The 17275-nt window shown below is 63.3% G+C and carries 17 protein-coding genes; 10 read left to right on the top strand and 7 right to left on the bottom strand.

Going from position 1 to position 17275, the window contains the following annotated elements; genetic code table 11:
* Window positions 1-8: 8 nt before the first annotated feature.
* Complete coding sequence (locus OJJ21_RS02870; protein WP_297682947.1) at window positions 9-2045, bottom strand: methylmalonyl-CoA mutase family protein; 2037 nt, start codon at window positions 2043-2045, stop codon at window positions 9-11.
* A gap of 252 nt (window positions 2046-2297) precedes the next feature.
* On the opposite strand from OJJ21_RS02870, the gene ccrA reads away from it, so the two are divergent.
* Window positions 2298-3653, top strand: coding sequence for a crotonyl-CoA carboxylase/reductase (gene ccrA, locus OJJ21_RS02875; protein WP_297682949.1), 1356 nt, complete (start codon window positions 2298-2300; stop codon window positions 3651-3653).
* A 97-nt stretch (window positions 3654-3750) separates the two neighbouring features.
* On the top strand, window positions 3751-5451 hold the full coding sequence (locus tag OJJ21_RS02880) for an acyl-CoA dehydrogenase family protein (RefSeq protein WP_297682951.1): 1701 nt from the start codon (window positions 3751-3753) through the stop codon (window positions 5449-5451).
* Window positions 5452-5460: 9 nt separating this feature from the next.
* Here the strand turns inward: OJJ21_RS02880 and OJJ21_RS02885 are convergent, their stop codons facing one another.
* Entirely contained in the window at window positions 5461-6408 is a 948-nt protein-coding gene (locus OJJ21_RS02885; RefSeq protein WP_297682953.1) for a threonine/serine dehydratase, read from the bottom strand.
* Between the two features lie 82 nt (window positions 6409-6490).
* Between OJJ21_RS02885 and OJJ21_RS02890 the strand changes: the two genes are divergently transcribed.
* A complete protein-coding gene (locus OJJ21_RS02890) occupies window positions 6491-6802 on the top strand; it encodes a helix-turn-helix domain-containing protein (RefSeq protein ID WP_297682955.1) in 312 nt (103 codons plus the stop codon).
* Here OJJ21_RS02890 and OJJ21_RS02895 read toward each other — a convergent pair.
* The 4 genes from OJJ21_RS02895 to OJJ21_RS02910 form a co-directional block, all read right to left on the bottom strand.
* Entirely contained in the window at window positions 6799-7275 is a 477-nt protein-coding gene (locus tag OJJ21_RS02895; RefSeq protein ID WP_297682957.1) for a MarR family winged helix-turn-helix transcriptional regulator, read from the bottom strand. The two genes, OJJ21_RS02890 and OJJ21_RS02895, sit on opposite strands and share 4 nt — an antisense overlap.
* Window positions 7242-8162: a DMT family transporter gene (locus OJJ21_RS02900; protein WP_297682959.1), complete on the bottom strand. Its 921-nt coding sequence runs from the start codon at window positions 8160-8162 to the stop codon at window positions 7242-7244. The genes OJJ21_RS02895 and OJJ21_RS02900 overlap by 34 nt, the downstream gene beginning before the upstream one ends.
* Window positions 8163-8165: 3 nt before the next feature.
* Window positions 8166-8885, bottom strand: a complete 720-nt coding sequence (locus OJJ21_RS02905; RefSeq protein WP_297682961.1) for an alanyl-tRNA editing protein — start codon at window positions 8883-8885, stop codon at window positions 8166-8168.
* 90 nt (window positions 8886-8975) lie between these two features.
* Window positions 8976-9752, bottom strand: coding sequence for an AraC family transcriptional regulator (locus OJJ21_RS02910; RefSeq protein ID WP_297682963.1), 777 nt, complete (start codon window positions 9750-9752; stop codon window positions 8976-8978).
* Window positions 9753-9961: 209 nt separating this feature from the next.
* Between OJJ21_RS02910 and OJJ21_RS02915 the strand changes: the two genes are divergently transcribed.
* From OJJ21_RS02915 to OJJ21_RS02945, 7 genes are all read left to right on the top strand, one after another.
* Entirely contained in the window at window positions 9962-10159 is a 198-nt protein-coding gene (locus OJJ21_RS02915; RefSeq protein ID WP_297682965.1) for a twin transmembrane helix small protein, read from the top strand.
* Between the two features lie 11 nt (window positions 10160-10170).
* Window positions 10171-10749, top strand: a complete 579-nt coding sequence (locus OJJ21_RS02920) for a cob(I)yrinic acid a,c-diamide adenosyltransferase (RefSeq protein WP_297682968.1) — start codon at window positions 10171-10173, stop codon at window positions 10747-10749.
* 202 nt (window positions 10750-10951) lie between these two features.
* On the top strand, window positions 10952-12307 hold the full coding sequence (locus OJJ21_RS02925; protein ID WP_297682970.1) for a flagellar hook protein FlgE: 1356 nt from the start codon (window positions 10952-10954) through the stop codon (window positions 12305-12307).
* 71 nt (window positions 12308-12378) lie between these two features.
* Window positions 12379-13806, top strand: coding sequence for a flagellar hook-associated protein FlgK (gene flgK, locus OJJ21_RS02930; protein ID WP_297682972.1), 1428 nt, complete (start codon window positions 12379-12381; stop codon window positions 13804-13806).
* Window positions 13807-13809: 3 nt separating this feature from the next.
* Window positions 13810-14862, top strand: coding sequence for a flagellin (locus OJJ21_RS02935; RefSeq protein ID WP_297682974.1), 1053 nt, complete (start codon window positions 13810-13812; stop codon window positions 14860-14862).
* Window positions 14863-14974: 112 nt separating this feature from the next.
* Complete coding sequence (gene cysS / locus OJJ21_RS02940; protein ID WP_297682976.1) at window positions 14975-16354, top strand: cysteine--tRNA ligase; 1380 nt, start codon at window positions 14975-14977, stop codon at window positions 16352-16354.
* Complete coding sequence (locus OJJ21_RS02945; protein ID WP_297682978.1) at window positions 16351-16779, top strand: SufE family protein; 429 nt, start codon at window positions 16351-16353, stop codon at window positions 16777-16779. Before cysS ends, OJJ21_RS02945 begins: the two co-directional genes overlap by 4 nt.
* Here the strand turns inward: OJJ21_RS02945 and OJJ21_RS02950 are convergent.
* Entirely contained in the window at window positions 16776-17234 is a 459-nt protein-coding gene (locus tag OJJ21_RS02950) for an iron-sulfur cluster assembly scaffold protein (RefSeq protein WP_297682980.1), read from the bottom strand. The two genes, OJJ21_RS02945 and OJJ21_RS02950, sit on opposite strands and share 4 nt — an antisense overlap.
* Between the last annotated feature and the right edge of the window lie 41 nt (window positions 17235-17275).

The raw sequence follows: 17275 nt of genomic DNA on the forward strand, positions 1-17275 counted from the left end.
GCCCCCCATCAAGCTGCCTGGGACCAGCTGCGGTCAACCAGCGCCACAATGGCGCGCATAATGGCGGTAAGGTCATAATCCTTCGGCGTGAAGACCCCGGCGATGCCGGCGGCTTTCAAGCGCGCCTCGTCCTCGGGCGGAATGATGCCGCCGACCACCACCGGCACCCCGCCGATGCCCTCGGCGCGCATGCGCTGCATCACCTCGGTCGCGAGTTCCACATGGCTGCCCGAGAGGATGGACAGGCCGACCAGATGCACGCCCTCTTCGAGGGCGGCGGCGACAATCTGCTCCGGCGTCAGGCGGATGCCCTCGTAGACCACTTCCATGCCGCAATCGCGCGCCTTCACGGCGATCTGCTCGGCGCCGTTGGAATGGCCGTCGAGACCCGGCTTGCCGACCAGCAGCTTGAGCGGACGGCCCAGCCGCCTGGCCACGGCCTTCACTTCCTCGCGTAGCTCGTCCATGCCGTCATTCGCCAGCGCGCCGCTGGCGGCCGAAACGCCGGTCGGCGCACGATATTCGCCGAATACCTTGCGCAGGATGGCAGCCCATTCGCCGGTGGTGACGCCGGCCTTGGCCGCAGCGATGCTCGGCTCCATGATATTGCGTCCCTCGCGCGCCGCAGCTTCCAGCCCGGTCAGTGCGGCATCGACAGCCTTCTGGTCGCGACTGGCACGCCACGCCTTCAGCCGCTCGATCTGCTCGGATTCGGCAGCCGGATCGACCGTCATGATCGCGCCACCCTCGGTGGCGACCAGCGGAGACGGCGCGCTTTCGGTGAACCTGTTGACGCCGACCACGGTGATCGCGCCGGTTTCGATGCCGCGCACGCGCGCGGTGTTGCTTTCCACCAGCGCCTGCTTGAGGTAGCCGCTCTCGACCGCCTGGATCGCGCCGCCCATATCCTCGATGCGCTTGAGCTCGGCACGCGCCGCCTGCTTCAGTTCCTCGACCTTGGCATCGATTGCGGGATTGCCATCGAACAGATCGCCGTATTCCAGCAGGTCGGTTTCATAGGCGACGATCTGCTGCAGGCGCAGCGACCATTGCTGGTCCCAGGGCCGCGGCAGGCCGAGCGCTTCGTTCCAGGCCGGCAACTGCACGGCGCGGGCACGGGCTTTCTTGGACAATACCACCGCCAGCATCTCGAGCAGGATGCGATAGACGTTGTTTTCCGGCTGCGGTTCGGTCAGGCCCAGCGAATTGACCTGCACGCCGTAGCGGAACATCAGGGCCTTGGGGTCGGTGACGCCATAGCGTTCGCGTCCGATCTCCTCCCAGAGATCGACGAAGGCGCGCATCTTGCAGATCTCGGTGACGAAGCGGATGCCGGCATTCACGAAGAAGCTGATACGGCCGAAAGCCTGGGCAAAATCCTCCGCTGGCACCTGGCCGCTGTCGCGCACCGCATCGAGGACTGCGATTGCCGTTGCCAATGCGTAAGCCAGTTCCTGCACCGGTGTGGCGCCGGCTTCCTGCAGGTGATAGCTGCAGACATTGGTGGGATTCCATTTCGGCAGCTCGCGATAGGTGAAGGCGATCACGTCGGTGATCAGCCGCATCGAGGCTGCCGGCGGATAGATATAGGTGCCGCGCGAGAGATATTCCTTGATGATGTCGTTCTGCACCGTGCCGTTCAGGTCGGCGCGCTTGGCGCCCTGTTCCTCGGCCACCGCGATATAGAGCGCCAGCAGCCAGGCGGCCGGGGCGTTGATGGTCATCGAGGTATTCATCTGCGCCAGCGGAATCTGGTGGAACAGCACCCGCATGTCGCCCAGATGGCTGACCGGCACGCCGACCTTGCCCACCTCGCCCCGCGCCAGCACATGGTCGCTGTCGTAGCCGGTCTGGGTCGGCAGGTCGAAGGCGACCGACAGGCCGGTCTGGCCGCGGCCCAGATTGGTCCGGTACAGCTCATTCGAGGCCGTGGCCGAACTGTGGCCTGAATAGGTGCGGAACAACCAGGGCTTTTCCGCGTTATTCTTTTCGCGGTTGCGAAGGCCAGTGGCCGTAGTACCATCAGTTGAGCGAGTCGCGGTCATAATTTTATTCCGTGTCAAGTTGACGTTAGGTCATTATATTTCCGGTTGCACGGCGTATTCGAAATATCATAACCTCTGCTGCATTGCAAAACGATCTTGCCATTTTTTCGCTTCTGCAAAAAGATGGTATCCGCTTTGCAATGCACCGTCTTAGGTGTCCGGCAAGGCTAATCCCGGCCTAACCGGCCCAACAAGCACAAACCTGCGTTCATAACGAACGTCGTACAGGGATAGCACAGGAGGAGTTTCGTCATGTCGAATGCGGGTGGATCCGTTGTCGCGCTGCCGACCGCCCAATTACAGGGGGGCCAGGCTCAGGCTGCCCAGGCCGCCGCTAAGGTTCAGGATGCGGCCGGCGCCCATAAAGACCTCTATGAGGTCGGTGAAATTCCGCCGCTCGGCCATGTGCCGAAGAATATGTATGGCTGGGTGATCCGGCGCGACCGCCACGGTCCGCCCGAGCAGTCGATGCAGCTCGAAGTCGTGCCCACCCCGGAAATCGATGCCGACGAGGTGCTGATTCTCGTGATGGCTGCCGGCGTGAACTACAACGGCGTCTGGGCCGGCCTCGGCGTGCCGATCTCGCCCTTCGACGTCCACAAGGCCCCGTTCCACATTGCCGGCTCGGATGCTGCCGGTATCGTCTACGCCGTCGGCCGCCGCGTGAAGCGCTGGAAGGTTGGTGACGAAGTCATCGTGCACTGCAACCAGGATGACGGCGACGACGAGGAGTGCAACGGCGGCGATCCGATGAACTCGCCCTCGCAGCGTATCTGGGGCTACGAGACGCCGGATGGCAGCTTTGCGCAGTTCGCCCGCGTGCAGTCGCGCCAGCTGATGCCGCGGCCGAAGCACCTGACCTGGGAAGAAAGCGCCTGCTATACACTGACGCTGGCGACCGCCTATCGCATGCTGTTCGGTCATCGCCCACATATCCTGCGGCCGGGCCACAATGTGCTGGTCTGGGGTGCCGCCGGCGGCCTGGGTTCGATGGCGATCCAGCTGATCGCGATCTCCGGCGCCAATGCCATCGGCGTGATCTCCGATCCGTCCAAGCGCGACTTCGTGATGAGCCTCGGCGCCAAGGGCGTGATCAACCGCAACGACTTCGATTGCTGGGGCCAGCTGCCGCCGGTGCTGGATGCCGAGAAATACGGCGCCTACATGAAGAAGTGCCGCGAATTCGGCAAGGCGATCTGGGAAGTCACCGGCAAGGGCAACGATGTCGATTTCGTCTTCGAACATCCGGGCGAGCAGACCTTCCCGGTCTCCTGCTTCGTGGTGAAGCGCGGCGGCATGGTGGTGTTCTGCGCCGGCACCACCGGTTTCAACCTTACCTTCGACGCGCGTTTCGTGTGGATGCGGCAAAAGCGCATCCAGGGCAGCCATTTCGCCAACCTGCTGCAGGCCAGCCAGGCCAACCAGCTGGTGATCGAACGTCGTCTCGATCCCTGCATGTCGGAAGTCTTCAGCTGGGCCGATATCCCGCGCGCCCATACCAAGATGTGGAAGAACCAGCATAAGCCCGGCAACATGGCGGTACTGGTCAGCGCCAAGACGCCTGGCCTGCGCACCATCGAGGATGCTATCGAAGCGGGCAACTCATAACGCCCCTCGATGCTGACCGGTTGGCGGGGGCAACCCCGCCAACCGCCTTTCAGGATTTAATTTCCACTCCGATTTTTTTGTCGAGAATGAGCCCCGCATGTCTGCTGCTCCCAAGCCCACTCCCATTTCTGATGTCCTGCTGATTGCCGATCTGCTACCGCTGTGTGGCAAGGCCCTGGAAGCCGCCGAACAGCTGCTTGGCCACGCCACCGCTGCCGTGGCGCAGCGGGTGCGCGGCATCGACGGCAATATCGACGGCGCGCGGCTGGAAGAAGAGCAGTTCGCCACCCATGGCCTGGCCTGGCTCGCTACCTATGTGGCAACGCTGAAGGAAAGCCTGCACTGGGCCGAGCGCCTGCAGGCCGAAGGCAAACTGCGTGAACTGGAACAGCTGATCCTGCAGGCCGGCTTCGGCGAATATCTCGCCCAGATGATGGGCGGCATCAGCATGAGCCAGGTGGAAATCTGCCGCCTGTCCGATCTCGGCGTCACTCCGGACGCGCAGCAGGCAATGCTGGTGCCGGCGGCGAAAACCCTGATCGGTGCCGGTAATACGCCGGCCGTGCGCAGCCGCATCGCCGAATTGGTCAAGGACGGGCTCGCGACCGGCGATTTCGGCGAGCTGGGCCTCGACGAGACCATGGCGATGGTGCGCGAGCAGTTCCGCCGCTTCGGCGAGGACAAGGTGGTGCCGTTTGCCCATGACTGGCATCGCAAGGACGAATTCATTCCGATGAGCGTGGTGGACGAGATGGCCGAACTCGGCGTCTTCGGCCTGACCATCCCGGAAGAATACGGCGGCCATGGCCTGGGCAAGACGGCGATGTGCGTCGTCTCCGAGGAACTCAGCCGCTGCTATATCGGCGTCGGCAGTCTCGGCACCCGCGCCGAGATCGCCGCCGAACTGATCCTGCGCGGCGGCACTGAAGAACAGCGCAAGCAGTGGTTGCCCAAGCTGGCTTCGGGCGAAATCCTGCCCACCGCCGTGTTCACCGAACCAAATACCGGCTCCGATCTCGGCTCTCTGCGTACGCGGGCGGTGAAGGACGGCGATGTCTACAAGGTGACCGGCAACAAAACCTGGATCACCCATGCGGCACGCACCGACCTGATGACCCTGCTGGCGCGCACCGATCCCAATGAGAAGGGCTATCGCGGTCTTTCCATGTTCCTGGCCGAAAAGCCGCGCGGCGACGATGCCAACCCCTTCCCTGCCGAAGGCATGACCGGTGGCGAGATCGAGGTGCTGGGCTATCGCGGCATGAAAGAATACGAGATCGGTTTCGACGGTTTCACCGTGAAGGCCGAGAACCTGCTGGGCCAGCGCGAGGGCCAGGGCTTCAAGCAGCTGATGGAGACCTTTGAGTCGGCCCGCATCCAGACCGGCGCCCGGGCACTCGGTGTGGCGCAATGCGCTATGGAGCTTGGCCTGAAATATGCGAACGAGCGCATCCAGTTCGGCAAACCGATCTACAGCTTCCCGCGCGTGCATGGCAAGATCGCCTGGATGGCGGTGGAAACCATGCTGGCGCGACAGCTCTGCTATTTTGCCGCGCGCGAGAAGGATCAGGGCCGGCGCTGCGACCTGGAGGCCGGTATGGCCAAGCTGCTGGCCGCCCGCATCGCCTGGGCCAATGCCGACAACGCCCTGCAAGTGCATGGCGGCAACGGCTATGCCGAGGAATATCCGATCAGCCGCGTGCTCTGCGACGCGCGCATCCTCAACATCTTCGAGGGTGCCGCCGAAATCCAGGCGCAGGTGATCGCGCGTCGCCTGCTGGAAACCCGCAACGGTTAGCCTCTGGGTCTAACGGCCTATGAAATCCGTGCTGGTCGGGTTGCTGCCGCAGACCAGCACGGCGACCTTCTCGCCCGGCTGCGGCACATAGCGGCCAGACAGCAATGCGGCAAAGGCCGCGGCGCCGCCAGGCTCGGCTACCAGCCGGAGCTTGTCCCAGAGCGCCGCCTGCGCTTCACTGATCGCGTTGTCAGCCACCAGCACGGATGCAGCGACATGCTTCTGCGCGATCGGAAACATCAGGCTGCCGATCATCTTCGGCGCCAGTGAGTCCGCGGCAATCCCGCCGGCCGGCGCCTCCACCGGCCTGCCGGCCTTGAGCGCCATATGCAGCGTCGGTGCCGCCTCCGGTTCTACAGCCACCACCTTCACCTTGCCGCTATACCACGCGGCGATGCCGCCGATCAGGCCGCCGCCGCCGACGGCCACCAGCAGGGTGTCGATTTCCGGCGCCTGCTGCTCCAGTTCGAGGCCGACGCTGCCTTGGCCGATCAGCGTTTCCGGCTGATCATAGGCATGAATCGCCATGGCGCCGCTCTGCGCCAGCCAGGCCTCACTGGCCGCCAGCGCATCGGCATAACGCTCCCCGCCCACCACCAGATCGGCGCCATAGCCGCGGATACGCGCGATCTTCATCGGTGCCGCGATGCTGGGCACGAAAATCTTGGCCGGCACCTTCAGCACCATGGCGGCATAGGCCACCGCCGCGCCGTGGTTGCCGCCCGAGGCCGCCACCACGCCAGCCGCCGGCACCGGACGCTGCAGTAGGCTGGTGAAGGCGCCACGCGGCTTGAACGAGCCGGAATGCTGCAGCAGTTCAAGCTTGAACTGCACCTCTGGTATCGGCAGGCCGAAATCGATGCCATTCACCGCAATCATTGGCGTGCGCCGTATGTAAGGTGCGATCCGCTCATAATTGGCGGCGATGGTGGCACGGTCGACGATTGGCTGGGTCATGGGCTCTGGGTGAAGGTGGGGCCGACAGGGGCGGGCGTGGAAACCGGCTTGACTATAATTAGGGAAATGGCTAATTGGCAATATGCCTTCCGGCGAAACATTTCACGCTCTCTTCCGGGCACTGGCCAGCGACCGCCGCCTGGCTATTCTGGACTGGCTGCGCAATCCCCGTGCGCATTTCCGCCCGCAGACGGACGGCGACCTAGTGAAGGACGGCGTCTGCGGCCTGCTGATCGCCGAGAAACTGGGGGTCAGCCAGCCAACCGCCAGCGAACATCTGAAAATCCTGCAGCAAGCCGGCCTGCTGCAGGGCAAGCGGATCAGGCAGTGGACCTTCTACCGCCGCGACGAAGCCGCCATCGCCAAGCTGAAGCAAGCTCTGCGCGATCTCTAGTCCGGCCGCCCGCCATCGAGAATCCGCATGATTGTCTGCATGGCAGACAGCAGATCGCGCTGTTCGCCTTCAACCAGCGGCCGCAACAGCTGAGCCACCTCGCGGCTGGCGGCACGATCCAGCGGTGCGAAGGTGGTCCGGCCGAGAGACGTCAGCCGCAGATGATATTCGCGCCGGTCATGCGGACTGGGCTCGCGCAGGAGCAGGCCATTGCGGCGGAAACGCTGCAGAATCCGGCTCAGATAACCAGCGTCGAGGCCTAGCCGCTGTCCGAGTGTACCGGCCGTGGTCGGTTGCCCATGCGCAAGCTCGAACAGCACCCGCACTTCCGTCAGCGAAAATTCGCTTTGCAACAGGCCATCATCCAGCGCACCGATACAGCGCGTGTAAAACCGGTTGAAACGCCGCACCGCGGCAATGCGCCCGACCTGCCGCCCCGTCATGCCGGCCGGCCGCGTTGCGACGCCGACCATGTCGCCAGCGCAAAGCCTGCAATGATCAGTACAATGCCCGCAATGTGGAAACTGCGCACCGGTTCGCCCAGCGTCAGCATCGCGAGGATGGCGGTAAAGACCGCGACCAGGTGGAACGATACGCCGGTCATCGTCGCCCCCAGCATGGCAACGCAGCGGTTCCATAGGATGAAGGCAAGCAGCGAGGCGAACAGGCCGATATAGAGCACGGCCGCCACGGAGGCCGGATCGAAAGGGATTGTCGCACCGGCGGCAAGCTCCCACAGCCAGAAGGGCAGTAGCACGAGCAGGCCTGAAACCATGGTCGCCGCAAGAAAAACGAAGGGATCGAGCGCTGCAGCACGACGGCGCAGCAATACCGAGTACAACGCGTAATTCAGAATCGCCAGCAGCACCAGCAGGTCGGCGCGCTCAAACCGCAACGCCAGCAGGGCTGCGACATCCCCCCGCGAAACGATCCAGCAGACACCCGCGAAAGACACCGCAATACCCAGCAGCGTGGGGCGTGATACCTTCTCGCGTCCCAGCAGAAAGGCAGCGACGGGAATCATCAACGGCAGGGTCGAGTTCAGGAACGCCACATTGACGGCCGGCACCGAGCGCAGGGCAACATAGGCCAGCGCATTGTAGCCCGCGATACCGAAACCGCCGCAGAGCAGGATCAGCCCGCGCTGGCGCCACAGCAGGGCGCGCTGGCGCCAGGCCTGTGCGGCAACGAAGGGCAACAGAAGCAACAGCGCCACCAGCCAGCGCCCGACCGCGAGCGTCACCGGCGGCATCGTCTCGGCCAGTCCTCGCCCGAGCACCAGGTTACCTGCCCAGAATGCCGGCGGCAGCCAGAGCAGCAGGTAAGGGCGCTGCCAGATCGCCTGCAGCCACCGGGTCATGTCTCAGGCCGGATCAAGGCCGAGCCGCAGACGCCGGTTATGCCGCCCCTTGTTGTCGATCTTGAGGATGCGCAGCTGACGCGAGGCCCCGGTCGAGGCCAGATGCGTGCCACCGCAGGCCTGGCGGTCGAGTCCTGCAATTTCGATGACACGGATCAGCCCGTCGCTGGTCGGCGGTGGCGCGACCGAGCGCGACCGCAGCAGGCCCTTCTCGTCATAGGCGTCATCGAGTGGCAGATAGCTTTCCCGCACCGGCAAGTCCTGACGGATGGCATCGTTGATCGCCGGTTCAAGCGCACGCAGCCGGTCGTTATCGGCATCAGGCAGATCGAAGTCAATTCGTGCCGTGGCATCGGCATTCATCTGTACCCCGGTGACCAGTGCGCCGTCGAAGGCCTGGAAGACCAGCGCATTGATGATGTGCAGATCGGTATGCAGCTCGCGCATGGTCTGCCGGAAAACCGGATCGACCTTGGCCTCCACCTCGCCGGTCAGCTCCACCGGCTGCGCCAGCCTGATCCACAGCCGGCCGTCGATGCTGTCGAACCCCGCCACCGCCACCGCCCCTTCGCTCCAGTGTAGCATGCCCTGGTCGGGTAACTGGCCGCCGCCGCCGGGATAGAAGGGCATCTCGGCCAGGCGCACGAGGCCCGGGCGGCTCTCCGCCACCGTACTGCGCAGCTCCATGACATCGGGATTCAGATGACAGAAATATCGTGACATTAACCACCTCATAGTCCTGGGGCGGACGATAGGCAGGCGATCAGCGGCATTCTTGGTGAAAATTGCGCGCGCGGAACTCCGCCGCCGCAGCTAGCCCGCCTGGGCCGCGACGAACTGCCGGGGCGTGATGCCGTAGATGCGGCGGAAGTGCCGGTTCAGCGCACTCTGGTCGAAGAAGCCGGCCGCCACGGCCGCTTCGGCAATCGGCAGGCCGACCCGCAGATGCCGCAGGACTGCCTTGAGCCGGATCTGGGTGAGATAGGCATGCGGTGTCAGGCCGGTGGCCTGGCGAAACAGCCGGATCAGCTGGAAGGAGCTGAGGTCGAAGGAGGCGCCCAGTTCGGTGAGAGTCAGCCGTTCGGTATGGCGCTCCTGCATTTCCGCAATCAGCCGGCGCAGCAGGTCCGGTATTCCGCCGGCATGCCGGGCCGGCTGGCGGCTGCCGTAACGGCCGCTCAGCAGGGCAAAACCCTGCGCGAGCAGCTCCTGCTGCCGGAACCGGTCGTCGTCCTGCTCGAGTGCGCAATGCAATTCATGGAAGATCGTCACCAGTTCCGGGTCGCGGAACAGGTTGGCGGTGAAATAACTCGGCCGGTCCAGGCCGGCCAGCCGGCCGGCCGCGGCGATGGCTGGGCTGTCCAGATATAATGAACGATAGCGCCAGCGCGGGCTCCGGGCCATCCGGCCGGAATGCGGCTCGCCGGGGTTGAACACCATCAGGGCTTCGGCCCGGGCCTCTTCGGTGCGGCCGCGGCTGGTGAATTCGGCGCCGCCGGCCTCGGTGACCGCCACCACCAGAGCGTCATGGCTGTGCGGGGCATAATCGTGCCGGGTGAAATCGGCATGCAGCAGGCTCAGGCCCGGCATATGTCGATCCTGCCAGTAATGGGCTGCATTTTTCGAATTTGCCTGCATGGGCCCTCCTGAACAGCTGCAGAATAGTGTCGCCTCGCCCAGGCCACCACAGGATTATCGCCATGCCGGCCCCGCCCTGCGGCCTTGGGTCGCGCCCGGATCGGACGGCGGTCGGGTTCTGGCTGTTGGATTGCCCCCCGCCGACCCTATATCCTCCAGTCATGCAGACCGTCATCAACATGCTGATCCCGGCCTTTGCCGTGGCCACCTTCCTGGTGCTGTGCGTGGGCATCTTTGCCCTGTTCCGCGGCGGCCGGTTCAACCGGTCCTATTCCAACCTGCTGATGCGCTGGCGCATCCTGCTGCAGTTCATCGCCATCATCCTGATCGGCATTGCCAGCTTCGCCTTCCGCAACTGAGGCCGCCTTGCATGGTTAAACTCGACCGAATCTATACGCGCGGCGGCGACAAGGGCATGACCTCGCTGGGCAATGGCGAACGGGTGCCCAAGCATGACCTGCGGGTCGAGGCCTATGGTGCGGTCGACGAAGCCAATGCAACCATCGGCCTGGTCCGCCTGCATACGGCTGGCGGCGATCTGGATGCCATGCTGTCGCGCATCCAGAACGATCTGTTCGATCTGGGGGCCGACCTTTCCACTCCGGAAGACGAAGATAACGATCCGCGCCGCCGGCCCGCCCTGCGGGTCACCCAGGTGCAGGTCGACCGGCTGGAAGCCGAGATCGATGCCCTGAATGCCCGGCTCAGCCCGCTGACCTCTTTTATATTGCCCGGCGGCAGTGCGGCAGCCGCCTATCTGCATCTGGCCCGCACCGTCGTACGCCGGGCCGAGCGGCTGGTGACAGCCCTGCAAGACGCCGAACGGCTGAATCCAGCCGCGCTCAGCTATATCAACCGGCTGTCCGACCATCTCTTCGTTGCCGCCCGCCACGCCAATCAGGATGGCACCGCCGACGTGCTCTGGGTGCCCGGCCTCAACCGCGGCTGAGCCCTGCAGGACCGGCCACACCCGGCAAATTCTGCCGCCACAGCCCCTGCAATGATGTGACACGGCAGAAGCTGCCGCGTTTACCGAATTCCGAAATATTATGAAATCCCCTGAAATAATAATGCGTTAGCCCAGGCGTCCGGAACTGGCACGACGCTTGCTCATATCCTGCCAAATCGGTTTCCAGCCAGGAGGCAGTGTTATGTCAATTAGTGGCGCTTTGCAGACTTCTATTACCGGCCTGAATGGTCAGTCGTCCGCCATCGGCTTCATTTCGGATAACGTCGCGAACGCGAGCACCATCGGCTACAAGAAAGTCGAATCGCGCTTTCAGACGCTGGTAACGCAATCCAGCGCCCAGGCAAACACCCACTCGCCGGGCGGTGTGCTCAACCAGCCATTCTTCGCCAACAATTCACAGGGCGCGATCCAGCAGGTGTCTTCCACCACCTCGATCGCCCTGGTCGGCGGCGGCTTCATGCCGGTGTCCAAGAAGAACGGTACGGACGGCACTACCGGCCTGCCGACCTTCGAGACCACCAGCTACTTCACCCGCGTCGGCGACTTCAACCAGAACAACGATGGCTTCCTGGTGAACTCGTCGGGCTACTACCTGCGCGGCTGGCCGATCGATCCGGTCACCGGCGTGGTCGACAGTTCGGCGACCGAAGAAGTGCGCGTGTCCAACCTGCTCGATGCGCCGGTAGCGACCAGCGTGGTGGATTACGCCGCCAACCTGCCGTCGAATGCGCAGAACGGTTCGGGCTCGCTTCCGGCCACCCTGCCGGCCAGCTCGATCCAGATCTTCGACGCACTGGGCAATGCCCGCACGCTTGATCTGACCTGGACCCGCACCGGCGGCAACACCTGGGAACTAAACGTTGGCGCCACAGGAGCCACCTCCACCTCCTTCGGCCCGGTCACCGTGGTCTTCGGCGGTTCGATTGCCGGCACCGACATCGCGCCGGGCACGATCGCCGCGCTGGGCGCCGCTGACGGCACGACCAGTTCGAACGGCCTGATCGGCTCTCTCGCTTCGGCAACCAACGACGACGCCTCGCTGAGCTTCAGTCTCAATTATGGCTCGGGTGGTCAGCAGATCCGCCTGGACCTGGGCTCCTATGGCAACTCGATCGGCACCACGCAGTATGCCGGCGACACCCTGACGCTGAACAATTTCCAGCAGAATGGTGTGCCGCAGGGTAACTTCAAGAACCTTGCAATCGACCAGGACGGTTTTGTTTCGGTCACCTTCGACAATGGTAACGTCAAGCAGTTCTACCAGATCCCGGTGGCCAAATTCCGCGATCCGACCGAACTCGACCGCGTTGCCGGTAACGCCTTCGTCGAAACCCCGAGCTCGGGCGCTGCGGTTCTGTCGCAGTCGGGTGCAAGCGGCGCTGGCGACTACGTCTCGGCCGCCATCGAAGGCTCGAATGTCGATATCGCGGAAGAGTTTTCCAAACTGATCGTCGCCCAGCGCACCTACTCGGCCAATGCCCGACTGATCACCGCTGCGGACGAACTGCTGCAGGAAACCATCAACATCCGCCGCTAAGCCTGACCTGACTGCCGGGCAGCCCACCGCCCGGCAGTCGACAGCCCCTCTGTAAAAAAGGTTTCTGTGTCATGTCTCTGAGCGCCGCCCTCAATACCGCCGTGATCGGTCTGCAGACGCTGCAGAGCCAGACGCGCGTCGCGGCGGGTAACGTCTCGAATGCGCAGAATCCGAACTACACCCGCAAGATCGCCACTCTCACCACACCGGTTGCAGAAGGCCTGCCGCAGGCCGCCCTGATTTCCAGCGTAGTTCGCGTCGCCGCTCCGGAAATCCAGCAGGATTACTACGAGGCCAATGCCGATTTCGGCCGCCTGCAACAGCAGTTGACCTATTCCAAGGAACTGGCCGAAGCGCTGGACGCGACCAATACGACCGGCGACCAGCCGGCCCTGCTGGCCATGATGACCCGCTTCGAGGATGCCTGGAAGCAGCTGGAAGCGACGCCGGAAAACAACGACCTGAAGAATCTGGTCGTGCAGCGCGGCAACGAATTGGCGACAGAAATTCGCCGTCTCAATGGTTTGCAGTCCGAATTGCAGAATCGTGCCCAGGCGAACCTGCAGAGGGATATCGAGGCGATCAACCAGTCGACGATCAAGATCGCCGAACTCAACGGCAAGATCGCCTCGCAGGCTGCCAGCGGTTCGCCGGTCGGCGACCTGCAGGATCTGCGCGATGCCGAGGTCGCCATCCTGTCCGACAAGGTCGGCGTGCGCGCCATTCTTAACGACCGTGGCGAGCTGTTTGTTTACACCGAAGGCGGCGTCCAGCTGGTTGGCTCCACCGCCCAGCAGTTCGACTATATTACGACCGCCAATCCGCCGACCCATCCGCAGGCCGGCATCTATCTGCAGGGATCGAGCACCGATGTCACCGGCGGCTTCCTGAATGGCTCCACGCGTGCCTCGATCGACTATCTGGATGTCACCGCGACCGCCCTTGCCACCAGCGATCCGAATATCGGTGCCCTGCCCAAGTTCTTCAACCAGCTGGACACATTTGCCGCCAACCTCGCCGATGTGGTGAACACTGCCTACGGCGGCGTCTTCTTCGATTTCAGTGGCGCCATCAGCACGCCGCCGGATGAAGCCGGTCTGATCGTTGTCGAAGCCGGTGTTATGGGTGATCCCAGCACGCTGGATTCAACAGTGGCCGGCACGGTTCAGCAGGCTATGCGCAACACCACGATGACCAATGCGCAGATCAATCGAACGACCGATCCGAACGGCCTGGTGATCGCCAATGTGAACATCTTCGGCGTCGCCAACGGCATCCTGGCTTATCAGGCCCGCGCCGCAGCCGATAATGAAATCCAGCGCGATTCATCCGAGCGCCTGCAAAACACGCTCGACCAGAAATACCGCAACCTGACCGGCGTGAATATCGACGATGAGCTTGCGCAATTGCAGGTTCTGCAGAACAATTATGCGGCATTGGCCAATGTGATGAACACGATCACGCAGATGTTCGACACACTCGTCAGCATCGGGAGGTAAATCATGGTTGCGCTTGTAGGAACCACCCAATACGCCACTCAGCTCGACGTGACCCGCAACATCCGGCTGCTGAACCTGCAGCTGAACAAGCAGAACCAGCAGCTGGCAGATGGCCGTTATGCCGACGGCCTGATCGGCGTGTCGCAGCGCGCCCAGGAACTGGGCTCCCTTAAGTCTGAAGTCGGCACCGTCAACAACTACAAGAGCGCGGTGCAGACGGCGCAGAACCGCACCAACCTTTACGCACTGACCATCGAAGAGCTCATCGATATCGCCACCGAGGCGCAGGATACGATGATCAAGAACCGCGATCCGTTCTTCGCGGCGACCTCTGCTCCCAACGTACAGGCCAATGTGCTGCTCGACCGCGTCGGCAGCCTGCTGCAGACCAAGGATGGTGACCGCTTCCTGTTTGCCGGCACCAATTATACCGACAATCCGATCAACGGCGCGATCTCGGGTCTGGCGACCGTCTATCCCGCCGGCGCGGTCCCCGGAATTGGCTTCAATACCTTCGTGCCGTTCACGGCTCCGGCAGCCTTCCCGGGTACAACGAACTACGCCACGGCCAATGACTTTTACGTCAACCCGACGGCCACCGCGCCGGGCACGTATGACGATTTCTACAATACCACCGGCACGACGCTGTATTCCGACGACAACGAGCAGATGAGCTACGGCGTTTCAGCGGCGGAAGATGGCTTCCAGACCATGATCGACTCGATCATCCGCTTCCGCGATGCCACCCAGGACATCGCGACCGATCCGAACAATTACCAGGCCCGCGTCGACGATGCGCGTGACCAGCTCAACACCGCGATCACCCAGCTGAAGACGATTGCTTCGCGCAACGGCTATAAGCAGCAGCAGATGAAGGAAGTGCAGGGGCGCCATGATCGCGCACTGGATGTCCTCAAGGTTCGTATCGGCGGCATCGAGAATATCGATATCGGCGAAGTTTCGGTTAACATCAAGAACCTGCAGACCACGCTGGAAGCCAGCTATGTGATCACCCGCGACAGTCTGCAGCTTTCGCTGGTCAACTACCTGCGTTAGTTCGCACTTTCTGGACGATTTTCCGGCCTGATGAAGCACTGGCGGGCTGCCCCGCCGGTTGCGATTCCACGTCCATCGCCTATATTCCGGGCCATAACACGGGCCCCGGACCATGGACATTCAACTTTACAATACGCTTACCCGCCAGAAGGAAGTCTTTTTGCCGCTCGATCCGCAGCGGGTGACCATGTATGTCTGCGGCCCCACCGTCTACAACTACGCCCATATCGGCAACGCCCGGCCGGCGGTGGTATTCGATATCCTGTACCGGCTGCTGCAGCGCAGTTTTCCGACCGTGGTTTATGCCCGTAACGTCACCGACGTGGACGACAAGATCAATCAGTCGGCCAGGGACCAGGGTGTGCCGATCAGCACCATCACCGACCGGTATCTGGCGGCCTATCATGCCGATATGGGCGCGCTCGGCGTGCTGCCGCCGACCATCGAACCGAAGGTGACCCAGCATATCGACGCCATTATCGCGATGATCGAGCGGTTGATCGCCAACGGCAATGCCTACGAGAAAGACGGCCAGGTGCTGTTCCATGTGCCGTCGTTTGCACAATACGGCCAGCTGTCGCGCCGTGACCGCGACGAGATGATTGCCGGCGCCCGGGTCGATGTCGCCCCGTACAAGCGCGACCCGGCCGACTTCACGCTGTGGAAACCCTCGACCGAGGACATGGTCGGCTGGGACAGCCCCTGGGGCCGCGGCCGGCCCGGCTGGCATATCGAATGCTCGGCGATGATCGAACGCAATTTCGGCACCGGCCCGATCGACATCCATGGCGGCGGACACGATCTGATTTTCCCGCACCATGAGAATGAAATCGCCCAGAGCACCTGCGCCCATAACGGCGCGCTGTTCTGCCGCACCTGGCTGCATAACGGCTTCGTCAACATCAACGCCGAGAAGATGTCGAAATCGCTCGGCAATGTGACGCTGGTGCATGATCTTCTGGAGCTTGCTCCGGGTGAGGCGCTGCGCCTGGTGCTGCTCTCGGCACATTATCGCCAGCCGCTCGACTGGACCGAGAATGCCGTGAAGGATGCGCGTGCCCAGCTCGACCGCCTGTATCGCGCACTGGACAGCCTGAAAGATGTCGAGGCCAGCAACAACGCCGTACCGGCCAGCTTCATGACCGCCCTGGCCGACGATCTCAACACGCCGAAGGCGCTGGCCGAACTGCACCAGATCGCCAATGCCGCCAACAAGGCCACGGATGCCGCCGAACGCGCCCGACTGAAGGGCGAACTGCTCGCCGCCGGCTGGCTGCTCGGCCTGCTGCAGCAGGATCCCACCGCCTGGCTCAAAGGCACCGGCGCCGCCGATGTGGATGCAGCCGCCATCGAGGCGCTGATCGCCGAACGCAAGGCGGCCCGCGCCCGCAAGGACTGGGCCGAGTCCGACCGTATCCGCGATGAGCTTGCCGGCCGCGGCATTCTGCTGGAAGACAAAGCCGGTGAAACCACCTGGCGGGTAGCATCATGAGTGAGCCCGATATCAAGGCCGTGCAGGAAGAGATCGTCGGGGATTTTGCGACATTCGACGACTGGATGGACCGCTATCGCTTCCTGATCGACCTTGGCCGCGCCCTGCCCGCCTATCCCGACGAGTTACGCACCGACGAATGGCGCGTGAAAGGCTGCATCAACCGCGCCTGGCTGCATGGCGAGGCGCGCGATGGCCGGGTATATTACCAGGCCAGCAGCGAGTCCGAGATCGTCGCCGGGTTGATCGCCCTGCTGCTCAAGGTCTATTCCGGCCGCAAGGCGCAGGAGATCGTCGACAATCCGCCGGACTTCCTGCAGCGCATCGGCGTGTGGGAAAATATCACGTCCAACCGCATCAACGGACTGAACGGCATGATCGCCCTGATCCAGTCGGTGGCAAAGGCCGAGCTGAAGGCTGCCTAGACAGGTTTTCTCGCCGCCTCGATCTGGTCGATCGCCTTTACCGCCGCCTCGAACGGCAACAGCACGGCATTATGGCGGGCCTTGTGCTCGCGCACCGGTACCAGCACTTCCAGGTCGCAGAAAGCGCCCCCGGCAAAATCCGGGCCCGGCGGCGCGCCGTTTTCCTTCAGCATGCTGCGCATCACGCCGACCAGCTGGCGCAGTGTGGCGGCATCCTGGCCGACGATATGCTGGCCCAGGATGCTGGCGGCGGCCTGGCCGAGCGCACAGGCCCGGACCTGCTGGCCATAGGCGGCCACCCGGCCGTCCGGGGCCAGGGTCAGGTCCACGGTAATCCGGCTGCCGCAAAGCGGGCTATGGTGCGTCACGGTCGCATCCGGGGCGGCCAGGCGCTCGGTTTGCCCGATATGTGCCGCAAAATTAAGGATTTTTTCGTTGTAGAGGGCATTCAGCATGGCGCGTAGGCTACTCCTCGGCCGGCTCGGCTTGAAGCACC

Source organism: Ferrovibrio sp. (genome assembly GCF_025869515.1).
Lineage (GTDB): Bacteria > Pseudomonadota > Alphaproteobacteria > Ferrovibrionales > Ferrovibrionaceae > Ferrovibrio.

What these genes read in the sequence shown, in the direction of transcription:
- OJJ21_RS02870 (WP_297682947.1), bottom strand. Translation starts at nt 2,045, where the DNA reads ATGACCGCGACTCGCTCAACTGATGGTACTACGGCCACTGGCCTTCGC.
- ccrA (WP_297682949.1), top strand. Translation starts at nt 2,298, where the DNA reads ATGTCGAATGCGGGTGGATCCGTTGTCGCGCTGCCGACCGCCCAATTA.
- OJJ21_RS02880 (WP_297682951.1), top strand. Translation starts at nt 3,751, where the DNA reads ATGTCTGCTGCTCCCAAGCCCACTCCCATTTCTGATGTCCTGCTGATT.
- OJJ21_RS02885 (WP_297682953.1), bottom strand. Translation starts at nt 6,408, where the DNA reads ATGACCCAGCCAATCGTCGACCGTGCCACCATCGCCGCCAATTATGAG.
- OJJ21_RS02890 (WP_297682955.1), top strand. Translation starts at nt 6,491, where the DNA reads ATGCCTTCCGGCGAAACATTTCACGCTCTCTTCCGGGCACTGGCCAGC.
- OJJ21_RS02895 (WP_297682957.1), bottom strand. Translation starts at nt 7,275, where the DNA reads ATGGTCGGCGTCGCAACGCGGCCGGCCGGCATGACGGGGCGGCAGGTC.
- OJJ21_RS02900 (WP_297682959.1), bottom strand. Translation starts at nt 8,162, where the DNA reads ATGACCCGGTGGCTGCAGGCGATCTGGCAGCGCCCTTACCTGCTGCTC.
- OJJ21_RS02905 (WP_297682961.1), bottom strand. Translation starts at nt 8,885, where the DNA reads ATGTCACGATATTTCTGTCATCTGAATCCCGATGTCATGGAGCTGCGC.
- OJJ21_RS02910 (WP_297682963.1), bottom strand. Translation starts at nt 9,752, where the DNA reads ATGCCGGGCCTGAGCCTGCTGCATGCCGATTTCACCCGGCACGATTAT.
- OJJ21_RS02915 (WP_297682965.1), top strand. Translation starts at nt 9,962, where the DNA reads ATGCAGACCGTCATCAACATGCTGATCCCGGCCTTTGCCGTGGCCACC.
- OJJ21_RS02920 (WP_297682968.1), top strand. Translation starts at nt 10,171, where the DNA reads ATGGTTAAACTCGACCGAATCTATACGCGCGGCGGCGACAAGGGCATG.
- OJJ21_RS02925 (WP_297682970.1), top strand. Translation starts at nt 10,952, where the DNA reads ATGTCAATTAGTGGCGCTTTGCAGACTTCTATTACCGGCCTGAATGGT.
- flgK (WP_297682972.1), top strand. Translation starts at nt 12,379, where the DNA reads ATGTCTCTGAGCGCCGCCCTCAATACCGCCGTGATCGGTCTGCAGACG.
- OJJ21_RS02935 (WP_297682974.1), top strand. Translation starts at nt 13,810, where the DNA reads ATGGTTGCGCTTGTAGGAACCACCCAATACGCCACTCAGCTCGACGTG.
- cysS (WP_297682976.1), top strand. Translation starts at nt 14,975, where the DNA reads ATGGACATTCAACTTTACAATACGCTTACCCGCCAGAAGGAAGTCTTT.
- OJJ21_RS02945 (WP_297682978.1), top strand. Translation starts at nt 16,351, where the DNA reads ATGAGTGAGCCCGATATCAAGGCCGTGCAGGAAGAGATCGTCGGGGAT.
- OJJ21_RS02950 (WP_297682980.1), bottom strand. Translation starts at nt 17,234, where the DNA reads ATGCTGAATGCCCTCTACAACGAAAAAATCCTTAATTTTGCGGCACAT.